This is a genomic window from Pseudoalteromonas sp. UBA6610, assembly GCF_002433295.1.
In the GTDB taxonomy this organism is placed as follows: domain Bacteria; phylum Pseudomonadota; class Gammaproteobacteria; order Enterobacterales; family Alteromonadaceae; genus Pseudoalteromonas; species Pseudoalteromonas atlantica.
The window spans coordinates 24,763-50,889 of record NZ_DJHW01000128.1 but is presented as its reverse complement, the minus strand read 5'-3'; the positions used below and the strand labels follow the sequence as shown (position 1 = coordinate 50,889).

22 protein-coding genes are annotated in these 26,127 nt (G+C 42.5%); 9 read left to right on the top strand and 13 right to left on the bottom strand.

Features of this window, described 5'->3' with window-relative positions:
• Positions 1-300: 300 nt before the first annotated feature.
• The gene (locus tag B4F91_RS16745) at positions 301-1,572 is read left to right on the top strand and encodes an aromatic amino acid transport family protein (RefSeq protein ID WP_286936316.1); all 1,272 of its coding nucleotides are present in this window, start codon (positions 301-303) and stop codon (positions 1,570-1,572) included.
• 82 nt (positions 1,573-1,654) lie between these two features.
• Here the strand turns inward: B4F91_RS16745 and speD are convergent, their stop codons facing one another.
• From speD to B4F91_RS16695, 10 genes are all read right to left on the bottom strand, one after another.
• Positions 1,655-2,467: an adenosylmethionine decarboxylase gene (speD, locus tag B4F91_RS16740; RefSeq protein ID WP_004588193.1), complete on the bottom strand. Its 813-nt coding sequence runs from the start codon at positions 2,465-2,467 to the stop codon at positions 1,655-1,657.
• A gap of 88 nt (positions 2,468-2,555) precedes the next feature.
• On the bottom strand, positions 2,556-2,969 hold the full coding sequence (locus tag B4F91_RS16735; RefSeq protein WP_004588192.1) for an OsmC family protein: 414 nt from the start codon (positions 2,967-2,969) through the stop codon (positions 2,556-2,558).
• Positions 2,970-3,118: 149 nt separating this feature from the next.
• Positions 3,119-3,466 carry a DUF3802 family protein gene (locus B4F91_RS16730; protein ID WP_004588191.1) on the bottom strand — a complete coding sequence of 116 codons (348 nt, stop codon included), beginning with the start codon at positions 3,464-3,466 and terminating at the stop codon, positions 3,119-3,121.
• 140 nt (positions 3,467-3,606) lie between these two features.
• Entirely contained in the window at positions 3,607-5,076 is a 1,470-nt protein-coding gene (gene astD / locus B4F91_RS16725) for a succinylglutamate-semialdehyde dehydrogenase (protein WP_029774138.1), read from the bottom strand.
• 16 nt (positions 5,077-5,092) lie between these two features.
• Entirely contained in the window at positions 5,093-6,109 is a 1,017-nt protein-coding gene (astA, locus tag B4F91_RS16720; protein WP_004588189.1) for an arginine N-succinyltransferase, read from the bottom strand.
• A gap of 84 nt (positions 6,110-6,193) precedes the next feature.
• A complete protein-coding gene (locus tag B4F91_RS16715; RefSeq protein ID WP_004588188.1) occupies positions 6,194-7,399 on the bottom strand; it encodes an aspartate aminotransferase family protein in 1,206 nt (401 codons plus the stop codon).
• A 444-nt stretch (positions 7,400-7,843) separates the two neighbouring features.
• Entirely contained in the window at positions 7,844-9,004 is a 1,161-nt protein-coding gene (locus B4F91_RS16710) for an HDOD domain-containing protein (protein ID WP_286936309.1), read from the bottom strand.
• 46 nt (positions 9,005-9,050) lie between these two features.
• Positions 9,051-9,632 (bottom strand): anthranilate synthase component II, encoded by a 582-nt coding sequence (locus tag B4F91_RS16705; RefSeq protein WP_248443281.1) that lies wholly within the window; start codon positions 9,630-9,632, stop codon positions 9,051-9,053.
• Positions 9,633-9,760: 128 nt separating this feature from the next.
• The gene (locus B4F91_RS16700) at positions 9,761-12,034 is read right to left on the bottom strand and encodes a putative bifunctional diguanylate cyclase/phosphodiesterase (protein ID WP_286936307.1); all 2,274 of its coding nucleotides are present in this window, start codon (positions 12,032-12,034) and stop codon (positions 9,761-9,763) included.
• Positions 12,035-12,366: 332 nt separating this feature from the next.
• Positions 12,367-13,356 (bottom strand): zinc-dependent alcohol dehydrogenase family protein, encoded by a 990-nt coding sequence (locus B4F91_RS16695; protein WP_286936306.1) that lies wholly within the window; start codon positions 13,354-13,356, stop codon positions 12,367-12,369.
• Positions 13,357-13,657: 301 nt separating this feature from the next.
• Here B4F91_RS16695 and B4F91_RS16690 point away from each other — a divergent pair, with 301 nt between their 5' ends.
• Positions 13,658-13,897 (top strand): YdcH family protein, encoded by a 240-nt coding sequence (locus B4F91_RS16690; RefSeq protein WP_004588182.1) that lies wholly within the window; start codon positions 13,658-13,660, stop codon positions 13,895-13,897.
• A 144-nt stretch (positions 13,898-14,041) separates the two neighbouring features.
• Here B4F91_RS16690 and B4F91_RS16685 read toward each other — a convergent pair whose 3' ends face one another.
• Positions 14,042-14,869 carry an SDR family NAD(P)-dependent oxidoreductase gene (locus B4F91_RS16685; RefSeq protein ID WP_248443284.1) on the bottom strand — a complete coding sequence of 276 codons (828 nt, stop codon included), beginning with the start codon at positions 14,867-14,869 and terminating at the stop codon, positions 14,042-14,044.
• A 306-nt stretch (positions 14,870-15,175) separates the two neighbouring features.
• Between B4F91_RS16685 and galE the strand changes: the two genes are divergently transcribed.
• The 7 genes from galE to glpD all read left to right on the top strand — a co-directional run bounded on the left by galE (position 15,176) and on the right by glpD (position 24,189).
• Positions 15,176-16,189, top strand: a complete 1,014-nt coding sequence (gene galE / locus B4F91_RS16680) for a UDP-glucose 4-epimerase GalE (RefSeq protein WP_286936304.1) — start codon at positions 15,176-15,178, stop codon at positions 16,187-16,189.
• A gap of 1 nt (position 16,190) precedes the next feature.
• A complete protein-coding gene (locus B4F91_RS16675; protein WP_286936302.1) occupies positions 16,191-17,255 on the top strand; it encodes a UDP-glucose--hexose-1-phosphate uridylyltransferase in 1,065 nt (354 codons plus the stop codon).
• Complete coding sequence (gene galK / locus B4F91_RS16670; RefSeq protein ID WP_024032028.1) at positions 17,245-18,393, top strand: galactokinase; 1,149 nt, start codon at positions 17,245-17,247, stop codon at positions 18,391-18,393. The genes B4F91_RS16675 and galK overlap by 11 nt, the downstream gene beginning before the upstream one ends.
• Positions 18,394-18,412: 19 nt before the next feature.
• On the top strand, positions 18,413-19,414 hold the full coding sequence (locus tag B4F91_RS16665) for a Gfo/Idh/MocA family protein (RefSeq protein WP_286936301.1): 1,002 nt from the start codon (positions 18,413-18,415) through the stop codon (positions 19,412-19,414).
• A gap of 31 nt (positions 19,415-19,445) precedes the next feature.
• The gene (locus B4F91_RS16660) at positions 19,446-20,774 is read left to right on the top strand and encodes an alpha/beta hydrolase family protein (protein ID WP_286936299.1); all 1,329 of its coding nucleotides are present in this window, start codon (positions 19,446-19,448) and stop codon (positions 20,772-20,774) included.
• Positions 20,775-20,979: 205 nt separating this feature from the next.
• On the top strand, positions 20,980-22,482 hold the full coding sequence (glpK, locus tag B4F91_RS16655) for a glycerol kinase GlpK (RefSeq protein WP_096041021.1): 1,503 nt from the start codon (positions 20,980-20,982) through the stop codon (positions 22,480-22,482).
• A gap of 201 nt (positions 22,483-22,683) precedes the next feature.
• Positions 22,684-24,189, top strand: a complete 1,506-nt coding sequence (glpD, locus tag B4F91_RS16650; protein WP_096041020.1) for a glycerol-3-phosphate dehydrogenase — start codon at positions 22,684-22,686, stop codon at positions 24,187-24,189.
• 76 nt (positions 24,190-24,265) lie between these two features.
• On the opposite strand, the gene B4F91_RS16645 is transcribed toward glpD, so the two are convergent.
• Together B4F91_RS16645 and B4F91_RS16640 are read right to left on the bottom strand one after the other, a co-directional pair.
• Positions 24,266-25,216, bottom strand: a complete 951-nt coding sequence (locus B4F91_RS16645) for a 2-dehydro-3-deoxygalactonokinase (protein ID WP_248531436.1) — start codon at positions 25,214-25,216, stop codon at positions 24,266-24,268.
• Between the two features lies 1 nt (position 25,217).
• The gene (locus tag B4F91_RS16640; protein WP_024032022.1) at positions 25,218-25,976 is read right to left on the bottom strand and encodes an SDR family NAD(P)-dependent oxidoreductase; all 759 of its coding nucleotides are present in this window, start codon (positions 25,974-25,976) and stop codon (positions 25,218-25,220) included.
• Between the last annotated feature and the right edge of the window lie 151 nt (positions 25,977-26,127).

Sequence of the window (26,127 nt, the reverse complement as noted above, 5' to 3'; positions counted from 1 at the left end):
ACTCAAGCTTTTAGATATCCGTTGCCACATCTACTCACTAAAATCTAAAACACTATAACTAAAATAAAGTAAGAATTTAGAGGAGCAATGGCGTGTTGGGTTTCGCTTCGCTCTACCCAACCTACAACTGTGCTGGTTCGGGTATTTGTTTATTTTTACAGCGCTGTTTCGTATTCATGACACTTTTGGTGCAACGGCGTCTAATTAATTAGTCTACAACCCCCCTCAAAACATGAAAGTTTTAGCTAAAAACTATATTCTTGCGCGCGATTATTATTTAAATAATGGATGAGCACACACATGACACCATCACAAGATGCAACGCTTTCAAATGCATCAACAACAGGTGAACACACACCTACTTCTAAATGGAACCTGCACGATACGCAGTGGACGTTAAGCCTTTTTGGTACCGCCGTTGGCGCGGGCATTTTATTTTTACCTATTAACATTGGTATAGGTGGTTTTTGGCCGCTTATTATTATGGCGTGTTTAGCCTTTCCAATGACCTTTTTAGCACACCGCGGCTTAGCCCGCTTTGTGTTGTCGTCTAAAAATAAAGATTCAGATTTTACTGATGTTGTTGAAGAGCACTTTGGTGTAACGGCGGGTAGATTAATCTCTTTATTATACTTTTTATCTATATTCCCCATTTTGCTTATTTACGGCGTAGGCTTAACCAATACCGTTGACAGCTTTATGGTTAACCAAATGGGCCTTGAGTCACCTTCTCGCGTGTTGCTTTCGGGCGTATTGGTTGCCGGTATGATTAGCCTAATGATGGGCGGTGAGCGTTTAATGCTACGTGCCTTTGCTATTTTGGTGTATCCGCTTGTAGGTATTTTATTTTGCTTATCGCTCTATTTAATCCCTAGCTGGCAAATGCCTGATATGAGCCTACCTGAGGCGGGCAGCTTTACTAAAACACTGTGGTTATCTATTCCTATTATTGTGTTTTCGTTTAGCCATGCGGCGGCTATTTCAAGCTTTGTGAACGTGCAGCGTGGGCATTATGGCAATCAGGCCACTAATAAGGCTGAGGCTATTTTAAAGCGCACTAGCTTACTACTTATTGTATTTGTACTGCTGTTTGTGTTTTCGTGCGTGCTTTCGCTTACTAGCGAGCAAATGGCTGCTGCTAAAGCGGCTAACGTATCGATTTTATCTTACCTTGCTAATATCACCAGTAACTCGTATATAGCGACTCTTGGGCCGCTGGTTGCCTTTATTGCGATTACGTCATCGTTTTTAGGGCACTTTTTAGGTGCACGTGAAAGCTTTACCGGTTTGGTGACTAAGCAAACCAGCTTAAGTGCAAAAGTAGCCGACAAAATTGGCGTACTCATTATGTTTTTTGCTATTTGGTTTTGTGCGGTTAAAAACCCAAGCATTTTAGACATGATGGATCAGCTCTCTGGCCCTATCATTGCGATGATTTTATTTATTATGCCAATGATTGCCGTATACAAAGTGCCTGCGCTGAGTAAATACCGCAACCGTTTAAGCACATTGTTTGTACTTGCTGTGGGCTCACTGGCCGTATGTGCGCTTATTTACAGCATGCTTTATTAAGCGAATTGCTATAAATCCCCCCATAAAAAATGGCGCTCACTGAGCGCCATTTTTAATACAATTAAATTGCTTTTAAACTAATTTATTCTGCGTCTGGTAGGTTACGACCGTAGAATATTTCCTGCATTTCGCGGGTTAGTTTAGAGCGAATTTCTTCTTCTTCCTCATCCGACAGCTCATCAGTAGATAGGCCGAACAGGTAAGTGTTTAAGTCGGTTTCTTTTAACATCATTTTGGTGTGGAACAGGTTTTCTTGATACACGTTCACGTCCATCATTTGGTACGCTTCTTTGGTATCTTCTGTCATGAAGTTTTGAATCGAGTTAATTGCATGGTCAATGTAGTGTTTAACGCCGTTTACGTCGCGGGTAAAACCACGTACGCGGTAGTCAATGGTTACTACGTCTGACTCAAGGCTATGAATTAAGAAGTTTAACGCTTTAAGTGGCGAAATAATGCCACAGGTAGATACTTCAATATCAGCACGGAATGTACAAATACCATCATCAGGGTGTGCTTCTGGGTAGGTATGTACACAAATGTGGCTCTTATCTAGGTGCGCAACAACAGAATCTGGTAATGGGCCTGGCGCTTCATCAGCATCGTAATTTTGCTGCTCTTCTACCGGCTCTTCCGAAACCAAAATAGTCACACTTGCGCCTTGTGGTTCATAATCTTGGCGCGCCACATTTAAAATGTTAGCACCAATAATATCAACAACATCACCTAGTATGTCGGTTAGTCTATCTGCACTGTACTGCTCGTCGATATATTCAATATATTCTTTACGTTGTTGCTCGGTCTTTGCGTAGCAAATGTCGTAAATACTAAAGCTTAAACTTTTGGTTAAATTATTAAAGCCATGAAGTTTAAGTTTATCGAAGGGTTTGTTCATGATAAACCAACCTATAAATTAGTGAAATCTGCACCTGCAGAATGAAAAGTTCGCGGATTTTATACGAATTTTCCTCACGGAAAAAGCGTTATTTTACCTGTTCTTGCACAACTTCGTGGCTATGGGTAATTTCTACTGTTTTATCAAGCATTAAAGCAACAGAACAATACTTTTCAGCAGAGAGCGAAACCGCACGCGCAAGGTGTTTTTCCGAGACATTATTGCCTGTAACAACAAAGTGTAAATTAATTTTAGTAAATACACGAGGCGCTGTTTCGGCGCGCTCTGAGCTTAGTTGTACTTGCACATCAGAAAAATCTTGTTTGGCTTTTTTTAAAATACTTACAACATCTACCGACGAGCAACAACCTACCGACATAAGTACCATTTCCATTGGACTTGGTGCAGCGCTGTCGCTACCGGCATCAAAAACTACATTGTGATTAGAATTAGAACGGCCAATAAAGGTGTCGCCTTCAACCCATTTTACATTTGCTTGCATGTGTTTATCTCTAAAAAAATTTTGTTGATTGTATAACAATCTGCAACGATACGTGAGCGCTGAGATTAAATTTAGTGGTGTTATTAATAAGGCGAGAAGTAATAGGAGCGCAGTTATTAGGTAATACTGCGCTGTGTTAACGGGTAACGTTAAGAGGTTTGTGTTACCGCGTTATCAAATAAGTTTTTAATAAGCCCAGCAAACTCATCTATAAATGCGTGTTGTTCAACCGTAACGGGTTGTGAGGTTATGCTGCTTAGTACTTCTTGTAAGTCGTAAACAATACCGTCTACCTCGCGCACTATTTGGCTGCGTTGTTCGGTATTAAGATTGGTATGTTGTTCACAAATTAGCATAACGTTATGCGCTATTACGTCTTCTATGAGTTCCATAACGGTAGGGGCACCGGGTTTGATTTCGCCTGGCTTCTCAAATAACGCTAAATTTTGAGTTAGATACATGATCAAGTCATCGTACCCTTGCCTGTCTAAAACCATTGTGATTTTCACCTTTGAATAACTAATTGCATAGATTTAAGCAGAAAGCGCCACTAATTACTAGCTTTGCGCGATACCAATACAAAAAAAGCAGCCTAAGCTGCTTTTCTCATTCTTTATAACTACAAATAGAACAGTAATTAATCTATTTTTAAGCCTGGGCTTAGTGTTGCTGGCATCGTTACTTTTTCAAGTTCTACCGAAGCTACAGGGTATGCACAGTAGTCGGCTGCATAATATGCGCTTGCTCTGTGATTTCCTGATGCGCCAATACCACCAAATGGGGCTGCACTTGATGCGCCTGTAATTGGGCGGTTCCAGTTAACAATACCGGCACGAATACGACGTAAAAAGTGATTGTAGTCGGCTTCGCTATCGCTTAATAAACCTGCTGATAAACCAAAGCTGGTATCGTTTGCTTTATCAATTGCGTGGTCAAAGTCATCAAAGCGGAACACTTTTAATAATGGGCCAAAGTGCTCTTCATCTGGGAAGTCGCTAATTGCTGAACACTCAATAATACCCGGTGTTACAAAACCAGTATTGGCTGTGTGCTCAAGCTCTACTAGTACTTCACCGCCAAGCTCAACCAGCTCGTTTTGTGCTTTTACCATGCCTGCTGCAGCCGCAGATGAGATCATAGAGCCCATAAATGGCTGATCTTCATCATCGTAGTTGCCTACTTTAATGGCTTTAGTTGCAGTGATAAGGCGCGCTAAAATGTCATCGCCTTGTTGGCCTTTAGGTAAAAATACTTTACGTGCACAAGTACAACGTTGACCGCTTGAAATAAACGCCGATTGAATAATATCGTGTACCGCGGCTTTAGTATCTGCCACATCTTTAATAATCAGTGGGTTATTGCCACCCATTTCAAGCGCTAAAATTTTACCTGGCTGGCCTGCAAACTGCTCATGTAAAATATGACCAGTACGCGAAGAACCTGTAAAGAATAAACCATCTATGCCTTTATGCGCAGCAAGGGCTTTACCTGTTTCTACTTCACCTTGAACAAGGTTAATTACACCGGCAGGTAAACCGGCTTTTTCCCATAGTTTAAGCGTAAGCTCTGCCACCATTGGCGTAAGCTCTGATGGCTTAAATACTACTGTGTTACCGGCTAAAAGCGCTGGCACAATGTGGCCATTAGGTAAGTGCCCAGGGAAGTTATATGGGCCAAATACGGCAACTACACCATGTGGTTTATGACGGATCATCGCACGCCCTACCGGCATAGCGTTTTCAACGTCGCCAGTGCGCTCTAAAAATGCTTTTTCAGAAATGGCAATTTTACCTACCATAGCGCCCGCTTCTGTACGCGTTTCCCACAGTGGCTTACCGGTTTCTTGGGCAATCGCAACAGCAAGCTCTTCGCTGTGCTCTTTAAGTGTTGCTGCAAAGGTTTTAACTATCTCTAGGCGCTCGTTAAAGCTTTTATCTGCCCAGCTGTAAAATGCTTCGCGCGCCGAATTTACTGCGCTATCTACTTGCTCTGCAGTCGCTGAAGATGCCTGCCAAATAACGTCGTTATTTGCAGGGTTTACTGAATTAAATGCGTTGCCTTGGCCTTGTGACCACTGACCATTAATAAATTGTGCAGGATGAGTCATTATACTTTCTCCTTAATTAAACTGGGGTTGCGCTTACGGTGTCGCCCGATTGTAGCTGTAGGGCATCGGCTATTTGTTGCGATAAAATAAGGCTGCTTGCACGCTCATCAAAGCTAAGTGCTGCAACCGTTGCACGGTAATCTTCTAACTTGCCGTTAGCAAGCAGTACCATGGTATCGCCCGATGCTTCGCCTATTTCTACTTTAAAGTCTTTCGCATTACGAATAGTGGCAATGTTATCTACTTTTGCTTCTACTGTAGGGCCCGCATCAAAAATATCGACGTAACCGTTGAAGGTAAATCCTTCATTTTTTAATAGCTCAATAGCTGGGCGTGTGTTGTCGTGTACTTTACCAATCACCGCTTGAGCGTCTTTGCTCAGCAAGTTTACGTAAATTGGGTACTTTGGCATTAATTCAGCAATAAACACTTTTTGGCCTATACCTGTTAGGTAATCGGCGGTAGGAAAGTCCATTGAGAAAAAGTGCTCTTCTAGCCACTGCCAAAACGGGCTGCTGCCGTTCTCGTCAGACACGCCGCGCATTTCTGCTATTACTGTTTGTGCAAAACGCTGCTCATGCTGTTTTATAAACATAAAGCGCGCTTTTGAAAGAAGTTTACCGTTACAGTTTTTACGATAGCCATCTTTCAAAAATAAGGTACATAGTTCTGTCGCGCCGGTGTAGTCGTTACATAGGGTTAAAATATCAACCGCTTTGTATACATCTAACGTGCGTGATGAGTGAATTACTTTACTTAAGTGGTAATGATAAAACGCATCATCAAGCCCTACTGCAGCTTCAATAGCTGAAGTACCGACTACTTCACCGGTTTCGGTATCTTCAAGAACAAACAGGTAGCCTTCGTCACCAGGTTGTGACGTTTGTTTAGCAAATGAACTTACAGAATGGTCAATTTTCTTTTGCAGTAACTCTTCGTTTAACGGCAAAGATGTAAAACCATGACCCGATTCGTGGGCAATTTTTAATAACGCTGCGTAATCATTTTGCTGGATTGGGCGAAGGATCATCATGAGTCCGCTTGCTCCCTTATCAATAACGGTAAATAGAATATGCAGGGCAAGCAGGCTTGCCCTTAATAAGGTGGTTTAACGCGCTTAAGCGTTTACTACGCTTGCTACTGCTTTTTCAAAACGCGCCATACCTTCGCGAATATCCGCTTCGGTAATTACTAACGATGGCGTAAAGCGTACTACATCAGCACCCGCTACAAGCGACATAAGCCCTTGCTCGGTAGCTGCTACTAAAAACTCTTTAGCACGGCCTTTGTATTGCTCGTTAACGGCTGCACCAATTAATAAACCTTGGCCACGAATTTCGCTAAACACGTTGTATTTTTCGTTTACCGCGTTAAGAAGCTCGTTAAATAATGCTGCTTTTTCTTTTACGCCCGCCAGTACTTCAGGGGTATTTACAGTATCAAATGCGGCTTCAGCTACTGCACACGCCAGAGGGTTACCACCGTAAGTAGAACCATGAGTCCCTACTTTTAAGTGCTGTGCAATCTCAGTAGTCGTTAGCATAGCGCCAATAGGGAAACCGCCGCCAAGTGCTTTAGCTGACGTTAAAATATCAGGCACTACGTTTAAACCTTGGTATGCGTATAGCTCACCAGTACGGCCAACACCTGTTTGTACTTCATCAAAAATAAGCAGTGCATTGTGTTTAGTACATAGCTCACGAACGCCTTGTGCAAATTCGTCAGTTGGCGAAATAATACCGCCCTCACCTTGCAGTGGCTCCATCATTACGGCACATGTTTTGTCGCTAATTAGCGCTTCAAATGCAGCTAGGTCATTGTAATCACAATGTACGATGTCGCCTGGCTTAGGACCAAAACCATCTGAGTATGCAGCTTGCCCGCCAACAGTTACGGTAAAGAACGTACGACCGTGAAAGCCTTTGTTAAATGAGATAATTTGTGATTTTTCAGCACCAAATTTATCAAGTGCAAAACGACGTGCTAATTTAAGCGCTGCTTCGTTTGCTTCTGCGCCTGAGTTTGCAAAGTAAACTTTTTCAGCAAAGGTCGCATCGACCATTTTTTTAGCTAAACGCAGCGCAGGTTCGTTAGTCATTACGTTTGATAGGTGCCAAATTTTTTCGCCTTGCTCTTTTAATGCACCTACTAATGCAGGATGGCAATGGCCAAGACAGTTAACAGCAATACCACCGGCAAAGTCGATAAATTCTTTACCTTGTTGATCCCATACGCGAGAGCCTTCGCCTCGAACAGGAATAACGCTTGAAGGCGCGTAGTTAGGAACCATTACGTGATCAAATAATTCGCGATTGACTGTCATTTTTTTTCCTCTTAATTGTGAGCAACACAAAACATCAAAATAGGTGTTTGGTTATAAATGTAACCAAGATATTTACGCACTAAATAGCAAAAGGTTGAGCGTAAAACTGCCTTGTGGTTCAATTTTCAGGCGCTCATTATTTCAGATATTTGTGGTGCTGTCTCGTTAAAAACTTTCATGCAGGCCTTTAAAATAAAGGCCTTGGGATATTATTTCATAGATAGTGAATAACTATCTGCATAGAAAATAAATGCCATTTTTTAATACTTATGCGCCTGCGCAGTGAGTCGCGCCTTACATTAAGTGCTTAAAGCGAGGTGTGCTTGGGGAGATGTTAATGAATGAATAGTCGCAAAAAAATTAACAAAAAATTCAATAGTTAATGAAAATTTGCCGGCAACAGCGACAAATTACCGATATAAGGACCAGCGAGTAAGCTGCTTTTTAGTCAATTTGAATAGCAAGGTTGGTAAAATTGCTTGTTTCGAGGGCTTTTAGCTCATTTTTAGTGAATTGGTGATACGAAAACCACGCCTGCATTTCATCTTGTTCAATAAGTTGGTGTTGTTTTAGATTTAAATACTGCGAATAGCATCGCGCTTTAAGCATGACTTCACTCATAGGGAAAACATCACTACTTTGCTCAATACCATGAACAAGTTGCGCCATAACATGATTAAACGGCAAAAACTTAAAAGCCATTTTTCGAATAACTTTAGCACTTAACTCAAGCGACTTATTACTTAACAACGTGGTTAAAAATAAGGGATCTGGCTTTAGCTCCAACAATGCCGTGTGTAAATCTTTTTGCTGTGCTTCACGTGCTATTTGCACTTTGCGTTGCCATACCTGTTCAAAGGTTTTTAAGTACAAGCGTACTAAGGCAATACGCCCAACATCTATAAGCATGCCCAGTGTAAACGCATGTACAGGGTTTACATCGTTAAGCTCTGCAATTTTTTGCGCCGCAATTGCATTGGCCATGGAGGCATCGCGCAGGCGGCGCTTTAATAATGGAAATGGCTCTGTGCTGTGTGGCATCCAATGGCGCATAGCAAAAGTAGGAATTACCAATTGTAAGTTATCAAGGCCAATATAACGCAGTGCAAGTGCGGGGCTGTCTACTTTAACTGAGGTACTTTTGCTGCGCTGCTTTCGGTAGTAAGGCAGGTTTACCAATGACACTAATTCGCGGCCAAGCCAACTAGAATCATTTACCAAGGGCTCTAAACGCCCAACACTTGCCGACTTAGCCGCCAGTATATCTAGCATGGTAGCAACGTTATCTTCTATGCCTATGGTGTTTTGAATAACAGCATCCATATCTTCTAATTGCTTAAATATGGCTGTTTCTATTACTTTATGAAGTTGTTTGCTCGCTTGTGCTCGGTACTTATGATGCGCGGTGCTACTTTGCTGACGTTTATGCTGTGCGGCAACTTCTACTTCTAATAAAGTGCGTTGCTTCATTGGTTCGCCATAATCAATTTCCAGCGTATGAATAAAGCCAATTTGTTGATGTGCAAAACTATGGCCAAGCAGCAAGTCGTGAGCACGCTGGTCAAGCATTGAGGCTATTCGCTTTTGCGACGCAAGTTCAGTCATAAAGTCCATTCAGTATAAGTATTACCATTCGGTGGTTACTGTAAGGTTAGAAGCGAGATAAAAAGTTAGCAAGCAATTCGAGCCCTTGAGTTGTTAAAATAGCCTCGGGATGAAATTGCACGCCTTCAAGAGCAAGCTCTGTGTGAAGTAGCCCCATAATTTCGTCAAACTCACCTTGCTCGGTTTGGCTCCATGCGGTAATGGCTAATTCACTCGGTAAACTGTGTTTTTCGACCACCAGCGAGTGATAACGACACACAGTAAGCGGGTTTTCTAAACCGGTAAATACCCCCTTATTATTATGAACAATAGGTGAGGTTTTACCATGCATGACTTGCTTAGCACGTATAACCTTGCCCCCTAGCGCTTGCGCTATAGTTTGATGCCCTAAGCAAATACCCAAAATAGGATAAATGCCTTTTAGTTGCTCAACGACATTGAGTGACACGCCCGCTTCGTTTGGCGTACAAGGCCCCGGAGAAATAACAATATGCTTGGGGTTAAGTTCCTTAATTTGCGCAACAGATATTTCGTCATTACGCTTTACCAGCACCTCTTGGTTTAAGCGCTGAAAGTATTGTACTAGGTTATAAGTAAACGAATCGTAGTTGTCGATCATCAACAGCATTACACAACGACCTTATTTAATAATGTAGTGCTCTTTGCTCACATGTGTGGCTTGTAAAATGAGCGATAGAAGCTTTTATAGGACCATTCTATCACTAATAATTACCCAACATACATTAGCAAAACGCCTTAAAAACTTACGCCTTTAGCTAAAAATGCTTCAAATTCGTTTGCTGGTATTGGCCGGCTTAACAAGTACCCTTGAATTAGGTCGCAGTTATACTCTTTTAGTTTTTCAAGTTGGGCATGCTCTTCTACGCCTTCGGCGATAATATCGAGCCCTAAGTTTTTAGCTAATTGGCAAATACTCAGTACTAAAGCCTGATCCCGTGTGTCTGTGGCCATATTGCGCACAAACGACTGATCTATTTTTAATTTATTTACCGGAAAACGCTGTAAGTAACCCAGCGACGAATAGCCCGTACCAAAGTCATCAATTGATAAGCTAATACCCAATGCACTCAGCGCCTGCAGTACTGAAATACCAAACTCTTCATCGTCCATAATGGCGGTTTCGGTAATTTCTAGCTCAATTAAATGCGCGGGCACGTTAAAATGTGCCAACCGCTGTTTTATGCTTTGCACAAAGTCTTGCTGTGTAAATTGCCTTGCCGATATATTAATAGCCAAGCGGATATTTAAGTTTTGCTGATGCCATTTTTTAGCTTGGGCAAAGGCACTATCAAGTATCCATTCGCCTAATGGCAATATAAACCCGCTGTGCTCGGCAATAGGAATAAACTGCGCCGGAGAGACAAACTTCCCATCATCAAACCACCTAATTAAACATTCGCAGCTGTTTATGGTTTGCGATTTAAGGTGCATTTTAGGCTGAAAATAAAGCTCAAACTGTTGCTTTTCAATGGCGGTATTAAGGCGCCGAGCAATATGCAGCTGCTGTGCGTGCTTAACTCCGCTTTCGGTATCAAAATAAGCGTAGGGAATATTACGTTTTACCGCCTCTTCTAAGGCAATATTGGCGTGCAGTAGCAGCGTTTTATAGTCATTACTGGTTGGGTAGCGTGTTACACCGCAGTTAAAGCTCATACGCATTTCACCGTACGGTGTGCTAATAGCTTGGCTTAAACGGCTTTGTACGCCTTTGAGTAAGTCATCTAGGGTTGTTGAGCAATCTTGCTCGGTATAAATAACCACAAAGTTAGCATCGGCAATGTGGTAGAAGGTCAGTTTGTTTTTGCTTTTTAACTGCTGAGAAAATTTATTAGCGCTGCGCGATAAGTGCATAGCAAAGGCATTTATACACTCGTTAGCCCCCGATAAGCCATATTGCTCAAGCAATAGCTTAAAGTGGCTTACATCAATCAGCATTAAACTAAAAGGCTGCTCAAGCGAAATTAGCTCATTGGTGTATGTTTCTAAACTGGCTTGGTTTGGCAACTTTGAATACGGGTGATGAAAGGCTAAATACTCTAATGAGCGCTCTGCCTCAAATTGCTCTGTTACATCGCGTATGTGTATATCAAAGGCATCTATTTCTTGCAGCCAATGTATTTGGTAAGTGAGGTAATGGTTATCTAGCTGTGTATAAAAACGCTCAACATGACTAGCCGACTGCTTAGTGTCTATTAGTTGCTGCTTTATATTAGGGCTTAGTAATGCAATGGGCGTACTGTGTTTATCGCTTACATACGCTTTATGCATAGCAATAGCGGCAGGGTTACAGTAGTTAAGCTCAAGGTTGGCGCTTAAACTCACAATTGGGTTAGGGTTGCGCGTTGGAAATAGCGCTAAACGTTCGTTACGGGCACTAAGTTTTATAAATTTAGATGCGTAACGCCCTGTATAAATGCTTACCAGCACTATGGCAAACGTAAACAAAAACACAATATTGACTGTGGTGTGCAGGTTGCTTTCGGTGTCTTTGTAGCCGCTATCAACCGCATTTGAAATAACCGTTTCTGCATTTGTTAAGTGTCCCATCACTTGGGCTTGCAGTTCGGTGAGTTGCTCTAGTTGTGCTCTGGCTAAATCCCAACTAGTGCTGCTGCTTGATAGGTTTTCGTGTAATTTAAGTGCTAAGTCTAAACCACTTTTAAACTCATCACTTAAGCTGCTTTCTAGCGCTAATGTGCTGTGGTTTTGATCTAGGCTTTTTATCAGCGCAAGTATACGTACATGATTCTCTAAAAAGTCGATTAAATAAAGTTCACGCTTACTCGTTGCGTAATACTCATATAATAAGCGCTCTTGCTTTACTAGGTAGGTTTCGATTAATCGAATATCGCGCAGCGCCGGAATTTGTTGTTCCATTAAGGTCGATGAGGTGCGCTTAATGGTTTCTGCCTGATAATAAACCATCGCAGACAGTACACAGCCTACCAGCACAATACCGATATAAAACTGCTTAGCTTTACTGGCAAATTTATTAGTGAATATTTTCATATAAACGCTTGATCTGACCCTAAAATATTAACAACTCATTTTAAAGCGTAATTATATACGATTAATAAAAGCACTATTGTTTATATTTGGTTATAAAAAAGGGTGTACAAACGTTAATCAGGCGGACATAAAAAAGAAAGAGGCCGGCGAGGATGCCGGCCGTAATGATACCAATCCGCAATAATACTTAATCATTTTCAGGGGCTAAACGTGTCGCTATCTACGTTAAAAAATTCTCATTTAGAGCAACTAAATAGCGAATTTTTTGCCTTGCTATCAACACGCTTTTCCATCCTCAAAATAGCTCACTTAATTATGCGGATTGGTATAATTTATTGTACAGAAATAACAACTTTACCCATAGCTTGGCCACTTGCTAAGCGGTCATGCGCTTTAGCAGCTTCTTCTAAGCTAAAGTCTTGCTCATCAAGTACTGGGCGCATACCACCTGCTTCAACAATTTGTGCCAGTTTAGTCAGTTTGTCGCCGTGGTCTTGACGGTTAAAGTCGTGGATCATTGGAATAAGCATAAAGATTACGTTTAACGATAACCCTTTAAAGTGTACTGGGCTTAAATCTACTTCTAATAAAGAAAGCGTTGTAGATACCTGTGCATTTAGCTTTGCTGCAGCAAATGAGTTAGTCAGGTTACCACCACCTACTGTGTCAAATACCATGTCAAAGCCAATATTATTTGTGTGCTTTTCAACGTATTGCTCTACGGTTTCGTCTTTAAAGTTAATGCCTGTAGCGCCAAAGCTTTCTATTAGTGCTAGTTGCTCTGCGTTACCGCCAGTTGAGTAAACATCAGCGCCAAAATGCTTAGCTAGTTGTACTGCTAAATGGCCTACACCACCTGCGCCGCCGTGTACTAATACTTTTTGGCCTGCAGTTACACTTGCACGTGTTAAGCCTTCAAGTGCTGTAATACCTACAAGTGGAATAGCGGCTGCTTCTTTCATGCTTAGGTTTTTAGGTTTGTGAGCGATTAAGCGCTTATCAGCAAGAATAAACTCAGCAAGTGCACCTGGTAAATCGCCTAGGCCACCAGCACAACCATATACTTCATCACCTACTGCAAAGTCTGTTACGCCTTCGCCAACAGCTTCAACGGTGCCTGCAAAGTCCATCCCTAAAATGCCCGGTAGTTTTGGAGCAAAGGGTAAGTCAGCACCCATTTGACGAATCATCATATCAATTGTATTTACGCTTGTTGCGGCAATACGAACTAACACATTACCTGCTGTTACTTGTGGTTTTGCAACCTCAGCTGCTACAAACTCTTCAGTGCCACCAAAATTATTAATTGTCATTGCTTTCATAGGTATTGCCTCTGTTATCTGTTGATAAGTAATTATGTAATGAAGCTTCATTGTAGACACACCCTTTACAAATGATAATAAGGCTAAACACACAATCAGTTTCAAAATAATATTTATAATAGAGTTTAAAAATCACTCCATCACTGTTTAAAAGTAGGCATTAAACAAAATCCTACCCAGTCGCTGCGCTATATCAATTTAAGCTAGCTATGGTTGATTTATTATTGTCTAAGCCCCAGAGTAATATATGAAAAGGTAGTAATTCACTTAAGTAACTCATTTATCCTACTAAGGAGCGAATATGTTAGGCGAAGACCACTCACTTACCAATGACTTTCCACAGTACCTAAATACCATTGCAGAGCTAAATAAAAGCGACACAGAATTTGCTAAAAAGGCAGATAAATACGACAAGCTAGATAAAGAGATTCGTGTTTTAGAGCTTAAAGATGCGCCCATTAGCGATGAGCAAATGAATCAACTAAAACATGAGCGTTCAGAATTAAAAGATTGGTTGTACGAGCGTTTACAACAAGAGTAATGTTGTACGCAAAAAAAAGAGTTCACCGTTAGGTGAACTCTTTGACGATCAACAAAGGGTAAAACATTTAAAGCACATATCGGCTTTATAAAAACAACTAAGCCTTATAAGGCATGAGTAAAATCTTTTTGCGTTATTTTGCTACTAGCTATCAGCATTTAGCTGAGCAAGCAGGCTATCTAACGTATCAACTAACTGCTGATTTTTAGCAGGGTTGAGCGCATCTGGATGTGGCGGTGCAAAGCGCTCTGCATCGTTATCGAAATAAAGGCCAGTGGCATCTTTAAATTCGTCACTTAATGCGGCGCGGCAAAAAATATCAGCGCCTAGTTTTAAGTCGCCACCAGCAAGCCCGTAGGCATCTTTTACCATTTTACTACCTAGTAACGACTTAGGGTTTACCGCAACAACTAATGGCCCGCTGCCTTTAAGTGCTAAACCTAAGTGACGCGACCACATAGTAATAGCCAATTTGCTTTGCGCGTAGGCTGCGCTATCTGATAGTGGCTTGTTGCCCACTAACGAGTCAAAGTTAACGCTGGTTTGTGCGGCCGATGACACGTTAACCACACGTGATTGCGTGTTCATTACAGGCAGTAACGCTTTAGTAAGTAAATAAGGCGCTAACGTATTAACTGCAAACCGTGCATCTAGCCCATTTACAGTAGTGATATTTGCCAATTTATAAACACCGGCGTTATTAATAACTACATCAAGTATTTTATTCGCGTTTTGTAAGTCGGCTAACACTGACTGAGCCAAGGTGTTTACTTGCGCCATATCGCTTAAATCGGCAATGTAGGTCGCTGTGCTTGCTTGCGGGTAATCAGCGTTTAAGCTTGCTTGTACAGTATTTAACTTGTCTTGGTTGCGCCCGTGTAATAATACAGTATGCCCTTGCGCTAACAACATTTTAGCGGTCTCTAGGCCAATACCGTCGGTGGCACCGGTTAATAAAATTGTTTTTTTCATGTTGAACGTTCCTTTTTGTATTAAGGCTTTGGCCATTGCATTAACGACAAATTACACACGCATTAGCTCACTGCTATTTATTAATAGTACCACCACTTTTAGCGACTAATAATTAGTGGCTCAGTAGAATCAGTTTATAGAATTAATTGATAAACCTATGCGCCCTTATTAAGTAGGTATAGCCATTGTGCCTTTGCTTGGGTGAATTTTAAGCGTTTATTTGAAATAACGGGCAATCATAACTATTGTTTTTAAATTACCTTAATAGTAGTATTTATCATATAAATACACTTTTCGAGAAAACACATGAAAGTTTTAGTTACAGGCGGTATGGGTTATATAGGTAGCCACACATGTATTGCCCTTCATGAGGCAGGCATTACCCCAGTTATTTACGACAACTTATCTAACGCAAGCCCCCGTGTGCTTGATCAACTCGAAAAAATTACCGGCACCCGTTTTGAGTTTATTTTAGGTGACATTCAAGACGAGCAGCAGTTTAAACTTGCCCTTAAACACAGCCAAGCTGAGGCTGTATTTCACTTTGCAGCACTTAAAGCCGTAGGTGAATCAACCGAGCAACCACTGCGTTATTACCAAAACAATGTGTCGGGCACATTAAGCATGCTACAAAACATGCAAGAGGTAGGCGTTAACCATATTATATTTAGCTCATCGGCCACTGTGTACGGCGAGCCAGACTACCTACCTATTGATGAAAAACACCCTATACGCGCTACTAACCCATACGGTTGGACCAAAGTTATGGTTGAGCAAGCCATACAAGACGTATGTAATGCCAACAGCCAATTTATGGGCATTGCTCTTCGCTACTTTAACCCTGTTGGTGCGCACCCAAGCGGCTTATTAGGCGAAAGCCCAAATGGTATCCCAAATAACTTAATGCCATTTATTGCTCAAACTGCGGTGGGTAAACGCGAAGTGGTTAATATTTTTGGTGACGACTACGACACCAAAGATGGCACCGGCGTGCGCGACTATATTCACGTTTTAGATTTAGCTAAAGGCCATGTAGCGGCCTTTATGCAACATAAAACAGATACCGCATTTCATGCATACAACCTAGGCACAGGCCAAGGTTATTCGGTGCTTGATATGATCAAAGCATTTAGCGCATCAGCCAATAAAGATATTCCGTATAAAAGTGCACCGCGCCGTGCAGGCGATATTGCCTGTAATTACGCCGATGCCACAAAAGCGCAAACCACCCTTAACTGGCACGCAGAACTAACACTGAGCGACATGACTAACGACACATGGCGCTGGCAAACTAATTACCCTAGTGGGTTGGAGAGTTAACATGGCTTTATTAGAAAGTACTCACAGACGTAAAAACCCGCTAACGGGACGCTGGGTATTAGTATCACCGCACCGTAATAACCGCCCGTGGTTAGGTGCTACAGAAGCAGTAAACGAAAGCGTACTACCAAAACACGATGAAAGCTGCCCACTTTGCCCAGGCAACACCCGTGCAAATGGCGACAGCAACCCAGATTACAAATACACCCATGTATTTAGAAATGACTTTGGCGCACTGACGCCTAATGAGAGCAAGCAATCGCAAAGCTTAGACTCAGACAGCGATTTATTTATTGCTGATGAAGCAAGCGGCGAATGCCGTGTAATTTGTTTTTCGCCAGAGCATAACAAAACACTGCCAGAGCTTGAGCACGATGCCCTACACGAAGTAGTAAAAACCTGGAAAGACAACTACACAGAACTTGCACAACACTATGAGTGTGTTCAGGTATTTGAGAATAAAGGCGAGATCATGGGTTGCTCGCAACCTCATCCACATGGCCAAGTATGGGCACATGCGCATTTATCAACTGAAATAGAAGCCGAAGATACCCAGCAGCTTGCCTATTTTAAAAAGCATGGCAGCGCGATGCTTGCCGATTATGTGCAAAAAGAGCAAACAGATAAAACCCGCGTCGTATTTGAAAACGAGCACTGGCTTGTTGTAGTGCCTTTTTGGGCAGCATGGCCGTTTGAAACACTACTTGTAACTAAAGATAACATTCAAAACTTTAGCCAGCTAAACGATGCGCAAACAGACGCCTTAGCACAGGCGCTTAAAGTATTAACCACTAAATACGACAACGTATTTAATTGTAGCTTCCCGTATTCTATGGGGTGGCACAATGCACCGGCTAATCGTGGCTCAGATGAGCAACATTGGCGCTTACATGCCCATTTTTACCCGCCGCTACTTCGCTCTGCCACCGTTAAAAAACACATGGTTGGCTACGAAATGCTAGGCGAAAGCCAGCGCGATTTAAGCGCAGAAACAGCTGCCTCTATTTTACAAGCAGCCAGTACCACACACTACAAAAAAACAGCAGGACACACAGATGACGCTTAACGATTTTCAACAACAATTTTTATCACTGTACGGTGCGCCTGCTCAAGGTATTGCTGCAGCACCTGGGCGTGTAAACCTAATTGGCGAATTTACCGATTACAACGACGGCTTTGTATTTCCGTGCTCGTTAGAGTTTCGTACTCAAGTTATGTTTAAAGAGCGCGACGACAACATCATTACTGTGCATTCGTTAAATTACCCAGGCGAAAAAGACAGCTTTAGTGTTGATGAAGACATCAGCGAAGGGCAATCGCAGTGGGGTAACTATATCCGTGCCGTGTCATTTGTACTAAAGCGCGCGGGCCATACTTTGCGCGGCGCCGATTTACTTATTGACAGTAACTTACCGCAAGGCAGTGGCTTATCTTCATCGGCGGCATTAGAAGTGGCCATTGGTGGTATGTTTAACCATATTGCACAGCTTGGCTTAAGCGAAGAAAAAATTGCCTTACTAGGCCAAGAAGCCGAAAACGACTTTATGCATTGCCAATCGGGCATTATGGATCAGCTTATTTCGGCAAAAGGCGAAAACGGCCATGCGCTTTTAATTGACTGTGAAAACCTAGCGACTGAATCAGTAAAAGTACCCGATGATTTAAACATTGTTATTGTTAACTCTAACTACCCACGTAAATTGGTAGATAGCGAGTACAACCAACGTCGTGTTGACTGTGAGCAAGCAGCTGCAAAAATGAATGTAGCCACGCTTCGTAAAGCCACCATGGACACGCTTGAAGCAACTAAAGATGCACTAAGCGAAAACGAATACAAACGTGCACACCATGTAATTAGCGAAAACGAGCGTGTAATTGCAGCAACTAAAGCGCTGCAAAATAACGACATTGATACGCTGCGCGAGCTAATGGCGGCATCGCACCAATCGCTTAAACATTACTTTGAAGTAACCGTGCCAGCGACCGACGGCCTAGTAGAAATTTGTAAAGAAGCGATGGGCGAGCGCGGTGCAGTACGTATGACCGGTGGCGGTTTTGGCGGTGCGATTGTGTGTTTATGCCGTGATGCAGAAGTGCCACTAATTAAAGCAGCGGTTGAGCAGCACTACTTTGAACGTTTTAATTTAAATGCCGACATTTACGTATGTTCAGCAGGTTCAGGATTACAAATTACGTCTTTTTAAACATCATTAAGGAATAAGCATGGCAAAGGTTAATTGGGGTATTATTGGGTGTGGCAATATTGCTCACACCTTTGCTAAAAGCATTGCGCATTGCGCTAATGCACAGCTTATTGGCGCTGCATCGACCAGCGAGCAACGCGCAAAAGAATTTGCCACACACTATTCAGTTAAAGGCTATGAGAGCTACCAGGCCCTTATGCAATGCCCACACATTGACGCCATATATATTGCTAATACCCACGAGCAACACTTTAAAACTATTGCGCAATGCTTAGTGCACGATAAGCATGTACTCAGCGAAAAGCCCATTACTGTTAATGCACAGCAACTCACAACCCTTAGCCAGTTAGCCGAGCAACAAAACTGCTTTTTAATGGAAGGTGTATGGATGCGCTTTTTACCTGCCATAGTAAAACTGCAGCAGTTATTAAGCGAGGGCGTAATAGGCAAAGTACACAGTGTTAATGCCAACTTTAGCCTAGCGGGCAACTTTGCTGACTCACACCGTTTAATGAACCCTGCGACTGCAGGTGGCGCATTGCTTGATTTAGGTATTTACCCTATATCAATTGCCGATGTGGTATTTAATAAAGCCCCTGAACAAATTAAATCATTAGTACATAAAAGCACGACCGGCGTAGATGAGCGCAGTGTAACCCTTATAAATTACGGCCAAGGGCAATTTGCGCAGCTTAGTAGCGCGTTACAACAAAATGGCCCTACCGAAGCCTGTATTTTAGGGGAGCACGGGTATATTCGCATTGCTGAATTTGTTGGTGCACAGTCGCTAGAGCTTCATTTAAACGCACAACAAGTGCAGCAGTTTGATTTTAGCTTTAATGACGATGAAAACTTTAAATTTGAAATTGCTCACGTTAGCAAATGTATTTTACAACAACAAACACAAAGCAATGTATTACCGCTCAGCACAAGCCTGCGGGTAATGCACATAATGGATACGCTTCGGGCGCAGTGGCAGCTTAAATACAGCGATAGCGTTGAAGCCCATCAGCTAGATTAATAATAAAAAATACACACAACAAGGATACACAATGACAACCACACACACGTTAAAGGCGCTTTCAAAAGCCTTGCTGCTAGCAACGGGCTGCTTAACAGCAAGTACTGTTTTTGCAGATCAAAAAACACCAGAGCAACTCTACCCACCTTTAACCAGCGAAGTACTTCCTGAGCTTGCTGCTAAAGGTAGTTACAGCGTTGGCGTACAAACGCTTGATTTAGTAAATCCCGCGCAGTTTGACCCTGCAACCCAAGGGAAAAAAGATCGCCCTTTAAAAGTAGAAGTGTGGTACCCAGCAGCAGACAGTGCAAACGCACCCTTAACCAGCTACAGCGACATAACCCGTACAGGTAAAACGTTTACCTTACAAGCCGATGCCATGCGCGATGTAGCCATTAATAACAAAGAGCACTACCCTGTTATTGTGCTCTCACACGGTTATACCGGCTATCGTACAATTATGTATTACTTGGGCGAACATTTAGCATCGCATGGGTACATTGTGGCAGCCATAGATCATACCGACTCAACCAATGCAGATGTTGATTTTAGAAATGCGCCGTTTTCGGGCTTTTTTAGTACCCTTATTAACCGCTCACGCGATCAACAATTTGTACTTAACTACTTTAACGAACAAAACAACTTTGCCAGCAAGCAAGTGGATAACAAAAGCGCAGGCGTAATTGGTTACTCTATGGGTGGTTTTGGCGCGGTTAATACAATTGGTGGCTGTTATGACTTTAACGAGCAAACCACTGCAATGTTTACCGGTATGAAAGACCCTGCACAAATTAAACAAGTGCAGCAATTACTCAATAGCTGTGCAGGTGGGCAATATAAAAACCCACAAGTAGATACACGCATTAAAGCTATGGTGGCCTTTGCGCCTTGGGGCGGGCAACATAACTTATTTAATGCCAGTGCTATGCAAAACATTAAAGTGCCTTCGCTTTATGTCGCGGGTAGCTTAGATGATATATCCGGTTATGAAGGCATTAAAAACCTATATAACCAAACGGGCAGCCCCGACAAGTACCTGCTTACTTACAAAAATGCGCGCCATAATATTGCGCCGCACCCTGCTCCTGCTATTGCCAAACGTAGCAGCGAATTAGATATAGGCCATTACTACGAGCCATCGTGGTCAATGCGCACCCTAAACGAGACCAACAAACACTTTGTACTTGCTATGATGGACTGCCACGTAAAAGGCATTACCAGCCAATGTGAATACCTAGACTTACCACAAAATGGCGACCAAGCAGTGGTTAATGGTAAGCCACTGCCAGCATGGCATGGGTTTGATAATCGTTTTTCTACTGGTATGGATTGGCAACAAGCTAAACCGCGCACCAAGTAACACAAACTTTGGCGGCTATTTTTATATTTAGCCGCATACGCACTTAAAATAATGCTGCTATAAAACACCTGTTATTTAAAAGAGTTAGCAAATAAAAACAGCGTGCTTATTTTTTAAACGGTTATTTTAAGAAAAAATCATTGCCATTAATGTAAGTTAAAGGCAATCTAGTCATATATAAGATAAGATAAATAACACAAATATCATGTCAAAATACATACTCTCAATTGATCAAGGAACCACAAGCTCTCGGGCCATCTTGTTTACAAAAGATGCAGACGTTTTTGGCTCAGCACAACAAGAATTTTCGCAGCATTTTCCGCAAAATGGTTGGGTAGAACACGACCCTAACGATATTTGGCAAACCGTGCTAAGTACCAGCCGCGAAGTATTAGCAGATAAAAACGTTAAGCCTGAAGAAATTATTGCCATTGGTATCACCAACCAACGTGAAACCACTTTAGTGTGGAACAAAAAAACCGGCAAACCTATTTATAACGCCATTGTGTGGCAAGACCGCCGCACCAGCGATTACTGCGAAAGCCTAAGCACTGACGAGCTTTGCCAAACCATAAGCGATAAAACCGGCTTACTGCTAGACCCGTATTTTTCGGCCACTAAAGTACGCTGGATTTTAGACAACGTTGAAGGCGCACGCGAACAAGCCCTTGCAGGTGAACTGGCGTTTGGTACCGTTGATACCTACTTACTATGGCAGTTAACCGGTGGTAAAGAGCACCGCACCGACGCCACCAATGCATCACGCACTATGTTATTTAATATTCATACTCAGCAATGGGATCAAGAACTACTCGATTTATTCGAAATTCCTGAATCTATGCTGCCCCAAGTGATGGACTCAGCCGACGAGTTTGGCTCAACCAGCGATGAGATTTTTGGCGCACCAATACGCGTATGTGGTATTGCCGGCGATCAGCAAGCAGCCCTTGTTGGCCACGCATGTTTTGAGCAAGGTATGGCAAAAAGTACTTACGGTACGGGCTGTTTTTTAATGCTGAATACCGGCGAAAAAGCACTTACCTCTGAAAACCGCTTACTAACCACGGTGGCTTACAGGCTAAATGGCAAACCAACATATGCCATTGAAGGCAGCATTTTTATGGCAGGCGCCACGATGCAGTGGATTGTTGAAGGCTTAAAACTATTAAGCCATGCCGGAGAGAGCGAATCGTTAGTAAAAGATGTACCGCTTGATCATGGGGTATTTTTAGTGCCTTCGTTTACAGGTTTAGGCGCGCCCTACTGGGACCCAAATGCACGGGGCGCTATTTTAGGTTTAACCCGCGACTCGGGCATTAGCACCATTGTTGCTGCTGCGCTGCAATCGGTTGGGTATCAAACCAAAGACTTACAAAAAGCAATGGAGCGTGATGGCTTACGCCCAAGCGTGTTACGGGTAGATGGCGGTATGGTTAAAAATAACTGGGTACTGACCTTTTTATCAAACATTTTAGGCGCAACGGTAGAGCGCCCAACAGTGACCGAAACCACCTCTTTAGGCGTAGCATACTTAGCAGGCTTACAAACCGGTGTGTATGAGTCAACTGAGCAATTAGCAAAAATGTGGACCTGCGACCGACGTTTTGAGCCAACAATGAGCGCTGACGAACGTAACGATTTATACGCAAAGTGGCAGCACTGTGTAGCGCAAGTTTGTCTCTCTAGTGACGATAGCAAACAAGCGTAAAACGCCCAGCCGCTAATTAAAATTAGCGGCTTACAAAACACCGGCAACAGCGCTTAAATGGCGCGTTGTACGCTGTATGTTTTAAAAAGATCAGGATTAAAAATTAACAAGCAAAAAGCGTGGTTATCTATTGTCAAATAAGAGCCACAGCTTTATGATGCTATATGTCTTATTTATATTACAAATAAAAAGGTTAGCTCGGTGGAATTAGCAGATAACGAATACGACTTACTCGTCGTCGGTGGCGGTGTAAACGGCACTGGAATAGCAGCTGATGCAGCAGGCAGAGGATTAAAAGTTCTATTGTGTGAACAATCAGACCTTGCCAGTGCAACGTCTTCAAATAGTTCTAAGCTGATCCACGGCGGTTTACGCTACCTTGAACATTACGAATTTAGATTAGTAAAAGAAGCCTTGGCTGAGCGCGAAGTGCTGCTTAAAAATGCCCCGCATATTATGTGGCCGCTTACCTTTAGGCTACCGCACCAATCGCACCTACGCCCAGCATGGATGATCCGTATTGGCTTATTTATGTACGACAACCTAGCTAAGCGCGAAACACTTGCTGGCTCGCGTGGCATTAAATTTGGTGAAAACAGCGTATTAGAACCTTCAATTACAAAAGGGTTTGAATACTCAGATGGCTGGGTTGATGATTCACGTTTGGTAATTTTAAACGCCTTAGCTGCCCAAAACAAAGGCGCGACCATTGCTACGCAAACCAAGTGCGTAAGTGCAAAACGCATCGATAACCAATGGCAGGTAACGCTTGAGCAACAACAAACTAAGGCGCAACAAACTATTAAAGCCAAAGGTATTGTTAATGCAGCGGGCCCGTGGGTAGCAAAATTATTTGACGAAGCACTGATAGAAAAATCGCCACAAAATATTCGCCTTGTTAAAGGCAGCCATATTGTGGTGCCGCGTATTCACGATGAAAAACAAGCCTACATTTTACAAAATAAAGATCAGCGCATTGTGTTTGTTATACCGTTTGAAGATGACTACTCGCTAGTAGGCACCACCGATGTTGAACACAAAGGCGCAGCGCAAGATGTAAAAATTAGTGATGAAGAAATCGATTACTTAATCGATATTACTAACAGCTACTTTAAAAACCACATTAAACGCGAAGACATAGTACATACCTTTTCGGGTGTGCGCCCACTGCTTGATGACGAATCAGTGAATGCACAAAAAGTAACGCGTGATTACAAGTTAGAGCTTTCAAGTGAAGGCAAACACACACCACTGTTAAGTGTGTTTGGTGGCAAAATTACCACCTACCGTAAACTTGCCGAAGCTGCAGTGAATAAGCTTGAAGAATTTTACCCACAAATGAGTGAAGCGTGGACCAAACACAGCGCCTTACCCGGTGGCGATTTTAGCTCGGTAGAAGCGCTGACCAATGAGCTTAAAGCGGCTTATAGTTGGTTACCAGAAATCACTCTTAAACGCTTTGTACGTACCTACGGGACTCGTGCAAAACTAATTTTAGGCAGTGCAACCCAGCTCAGTGATTTAGGCCAAGACTTTGGTCATGGCTTATTTGCAGCAGAAGTCGATTACTTACTAAATGAAGAATGGGCGGGTAACGCTTACAATATTTTATGGCGCAGAAGTAAACTAGGACTGCGCTTTAATGAAGCACAAGTCGCAACGCTTAATCATTATATTACGCAAAGCCAAGCGGCTAAAACAGCTTAACAGCCGCTTTAACCCTTACTTAATTTAAGAACTAGCCCCCAATGATTGCACAAGCAATATTGGGGGCTTTTTTATATTACTTGGTTTTATTACTATTAAATAAGTAGTTAAAACCACTTAACGTAGCCTCTTTTACGTCAAACTCTAAACATTGCACACCAATGCAATTTAACGCATGGGTAAAGCAGGTATTTAGTTGCTCTGTGCCAATAACCACTACTTTAGAATTATTCACCAATTGCCATTCACTGGCATGGCGTGCAGCGCGTACATCGCTACCAATAAGCACGCCCGACAAGTATGCCTTGGCTTGCACTGGTGTTAACTCTTTTGAAAGCTGGCGCGTACGGACACTAAAAATACCGTGCGCCAAATTACCGCTGTCACTGCCTAACGTGAGTTCACAGCCTTGCTCAAATGCATGCCAATCAAACTCCCCCGCTTCACAGTCGTTAGGAATAAGTACACTTTGATGACATAGCAAGTCGTATAATTCGCCGGTCATTGCGGTTTTAAAACAGATAATTTGACCATCTTTTAACAGCACCCATTTAGTATGGGTACCGGGTAAACAAATGAGTACGTTGCCTTGCTGATAGGCCGGGTTTTGTTTTAAAAAACCTAAAATTTGCAGCTCTTCGCCGCGCATTACATCAAATAAATTGTTTTGTAATGTGCATTTTGTACCAGGCAAAGCACTGACTTTGTTACCTGCACAATCAAAATTAATTGCGCCACTAAGCAGGCTTTCGGGGTTTATGGGGCACGCTAAATAAGGGGTTTCTTTCCAGCCAATACTTGAGGTGATTTGCCCTGCCATATAAATAGGTAAAACGCCGTATTCGCTGGTCCATGGTGCAACGACACCAATTAAAGTATGTTCAAAGTTTTGTTTATCTCTAATCACACCTGGGCCGTCGCGCTGAGCAATTAAAGTTAACTGCCCTGTGGTATTTACGCCGCATAAATAGGCGCGTAAATGACTCGTGCCCCAATCTACGGCTATAAAAAGGTTTAAGTGCTGCAACTTAGAGCCTCCCACCGTCAATTTTAATACCTTGACCGGTGATCATACTGCTTTCGTCGGCAGCTAAAAAAAGTGCCAAATTAGCTACATCTTCAGGGGTTACTAACTTTTTAAGTGCCATGGCTTCCATCCACTTCACTTGCTCTTGCTCAGTAAACCAACTGGCTAATTGGCGGTCGGTGGCAACCCAACCCGGCAAAATAGCATTCACCCGAATACCAAATTCACCATAATCGCGCGCCAGTGCTTTAGTCATGCCGATTAAACCGGCCTTTGCCGTTACGTAACCCGCCATTTGTGGCTGCCCCATGATGGCATTGATAGAGCTAAAATTAATAATACTCCCCGCGCCTTCGCTTTTCATAAAAGACATAGCGACTTGCGAGGCAAAAAACGCCGGATTTAAATTAATTTGTAGGCATTGATCCCAATCTTGTACTGTAACGTCTTCACTGGCTTGACGGCGGTCGTTGGCTACATTGTTTACCAGTACATTTATAGCGCCTAGTTCAGCACATGCATCTACCAAAGATTGCTGTAAAGCATTTGAGTCGGTTACATCAACCTGTCTAAACCACAATTTGGCGTTAGGCAGTGAGGCTATAAGAGATTGGGCAGCCTCGTTATTAATATCTATAAAGGCAATTTTGGCAGCTTGAGCGGCGAACGCCTTTACCATTGCACGGCCAATGCCTGAAGCGCCCCCGGTAATAAAAACAACTTTGCCAGAAATACTGGGGTAGTGAGCGTGATTATTCAAATGCGTTTCTCCATAATACAGACTGCCCCTCTTAATATTTATAATTATTTGCTAAAGAGGATTACTGTTACAGCTGTGTTAAAATACTTGCCTTTAACAAAGTTTATAACATATCCTTTCGTACATTAATATGATATATGATATATAATAA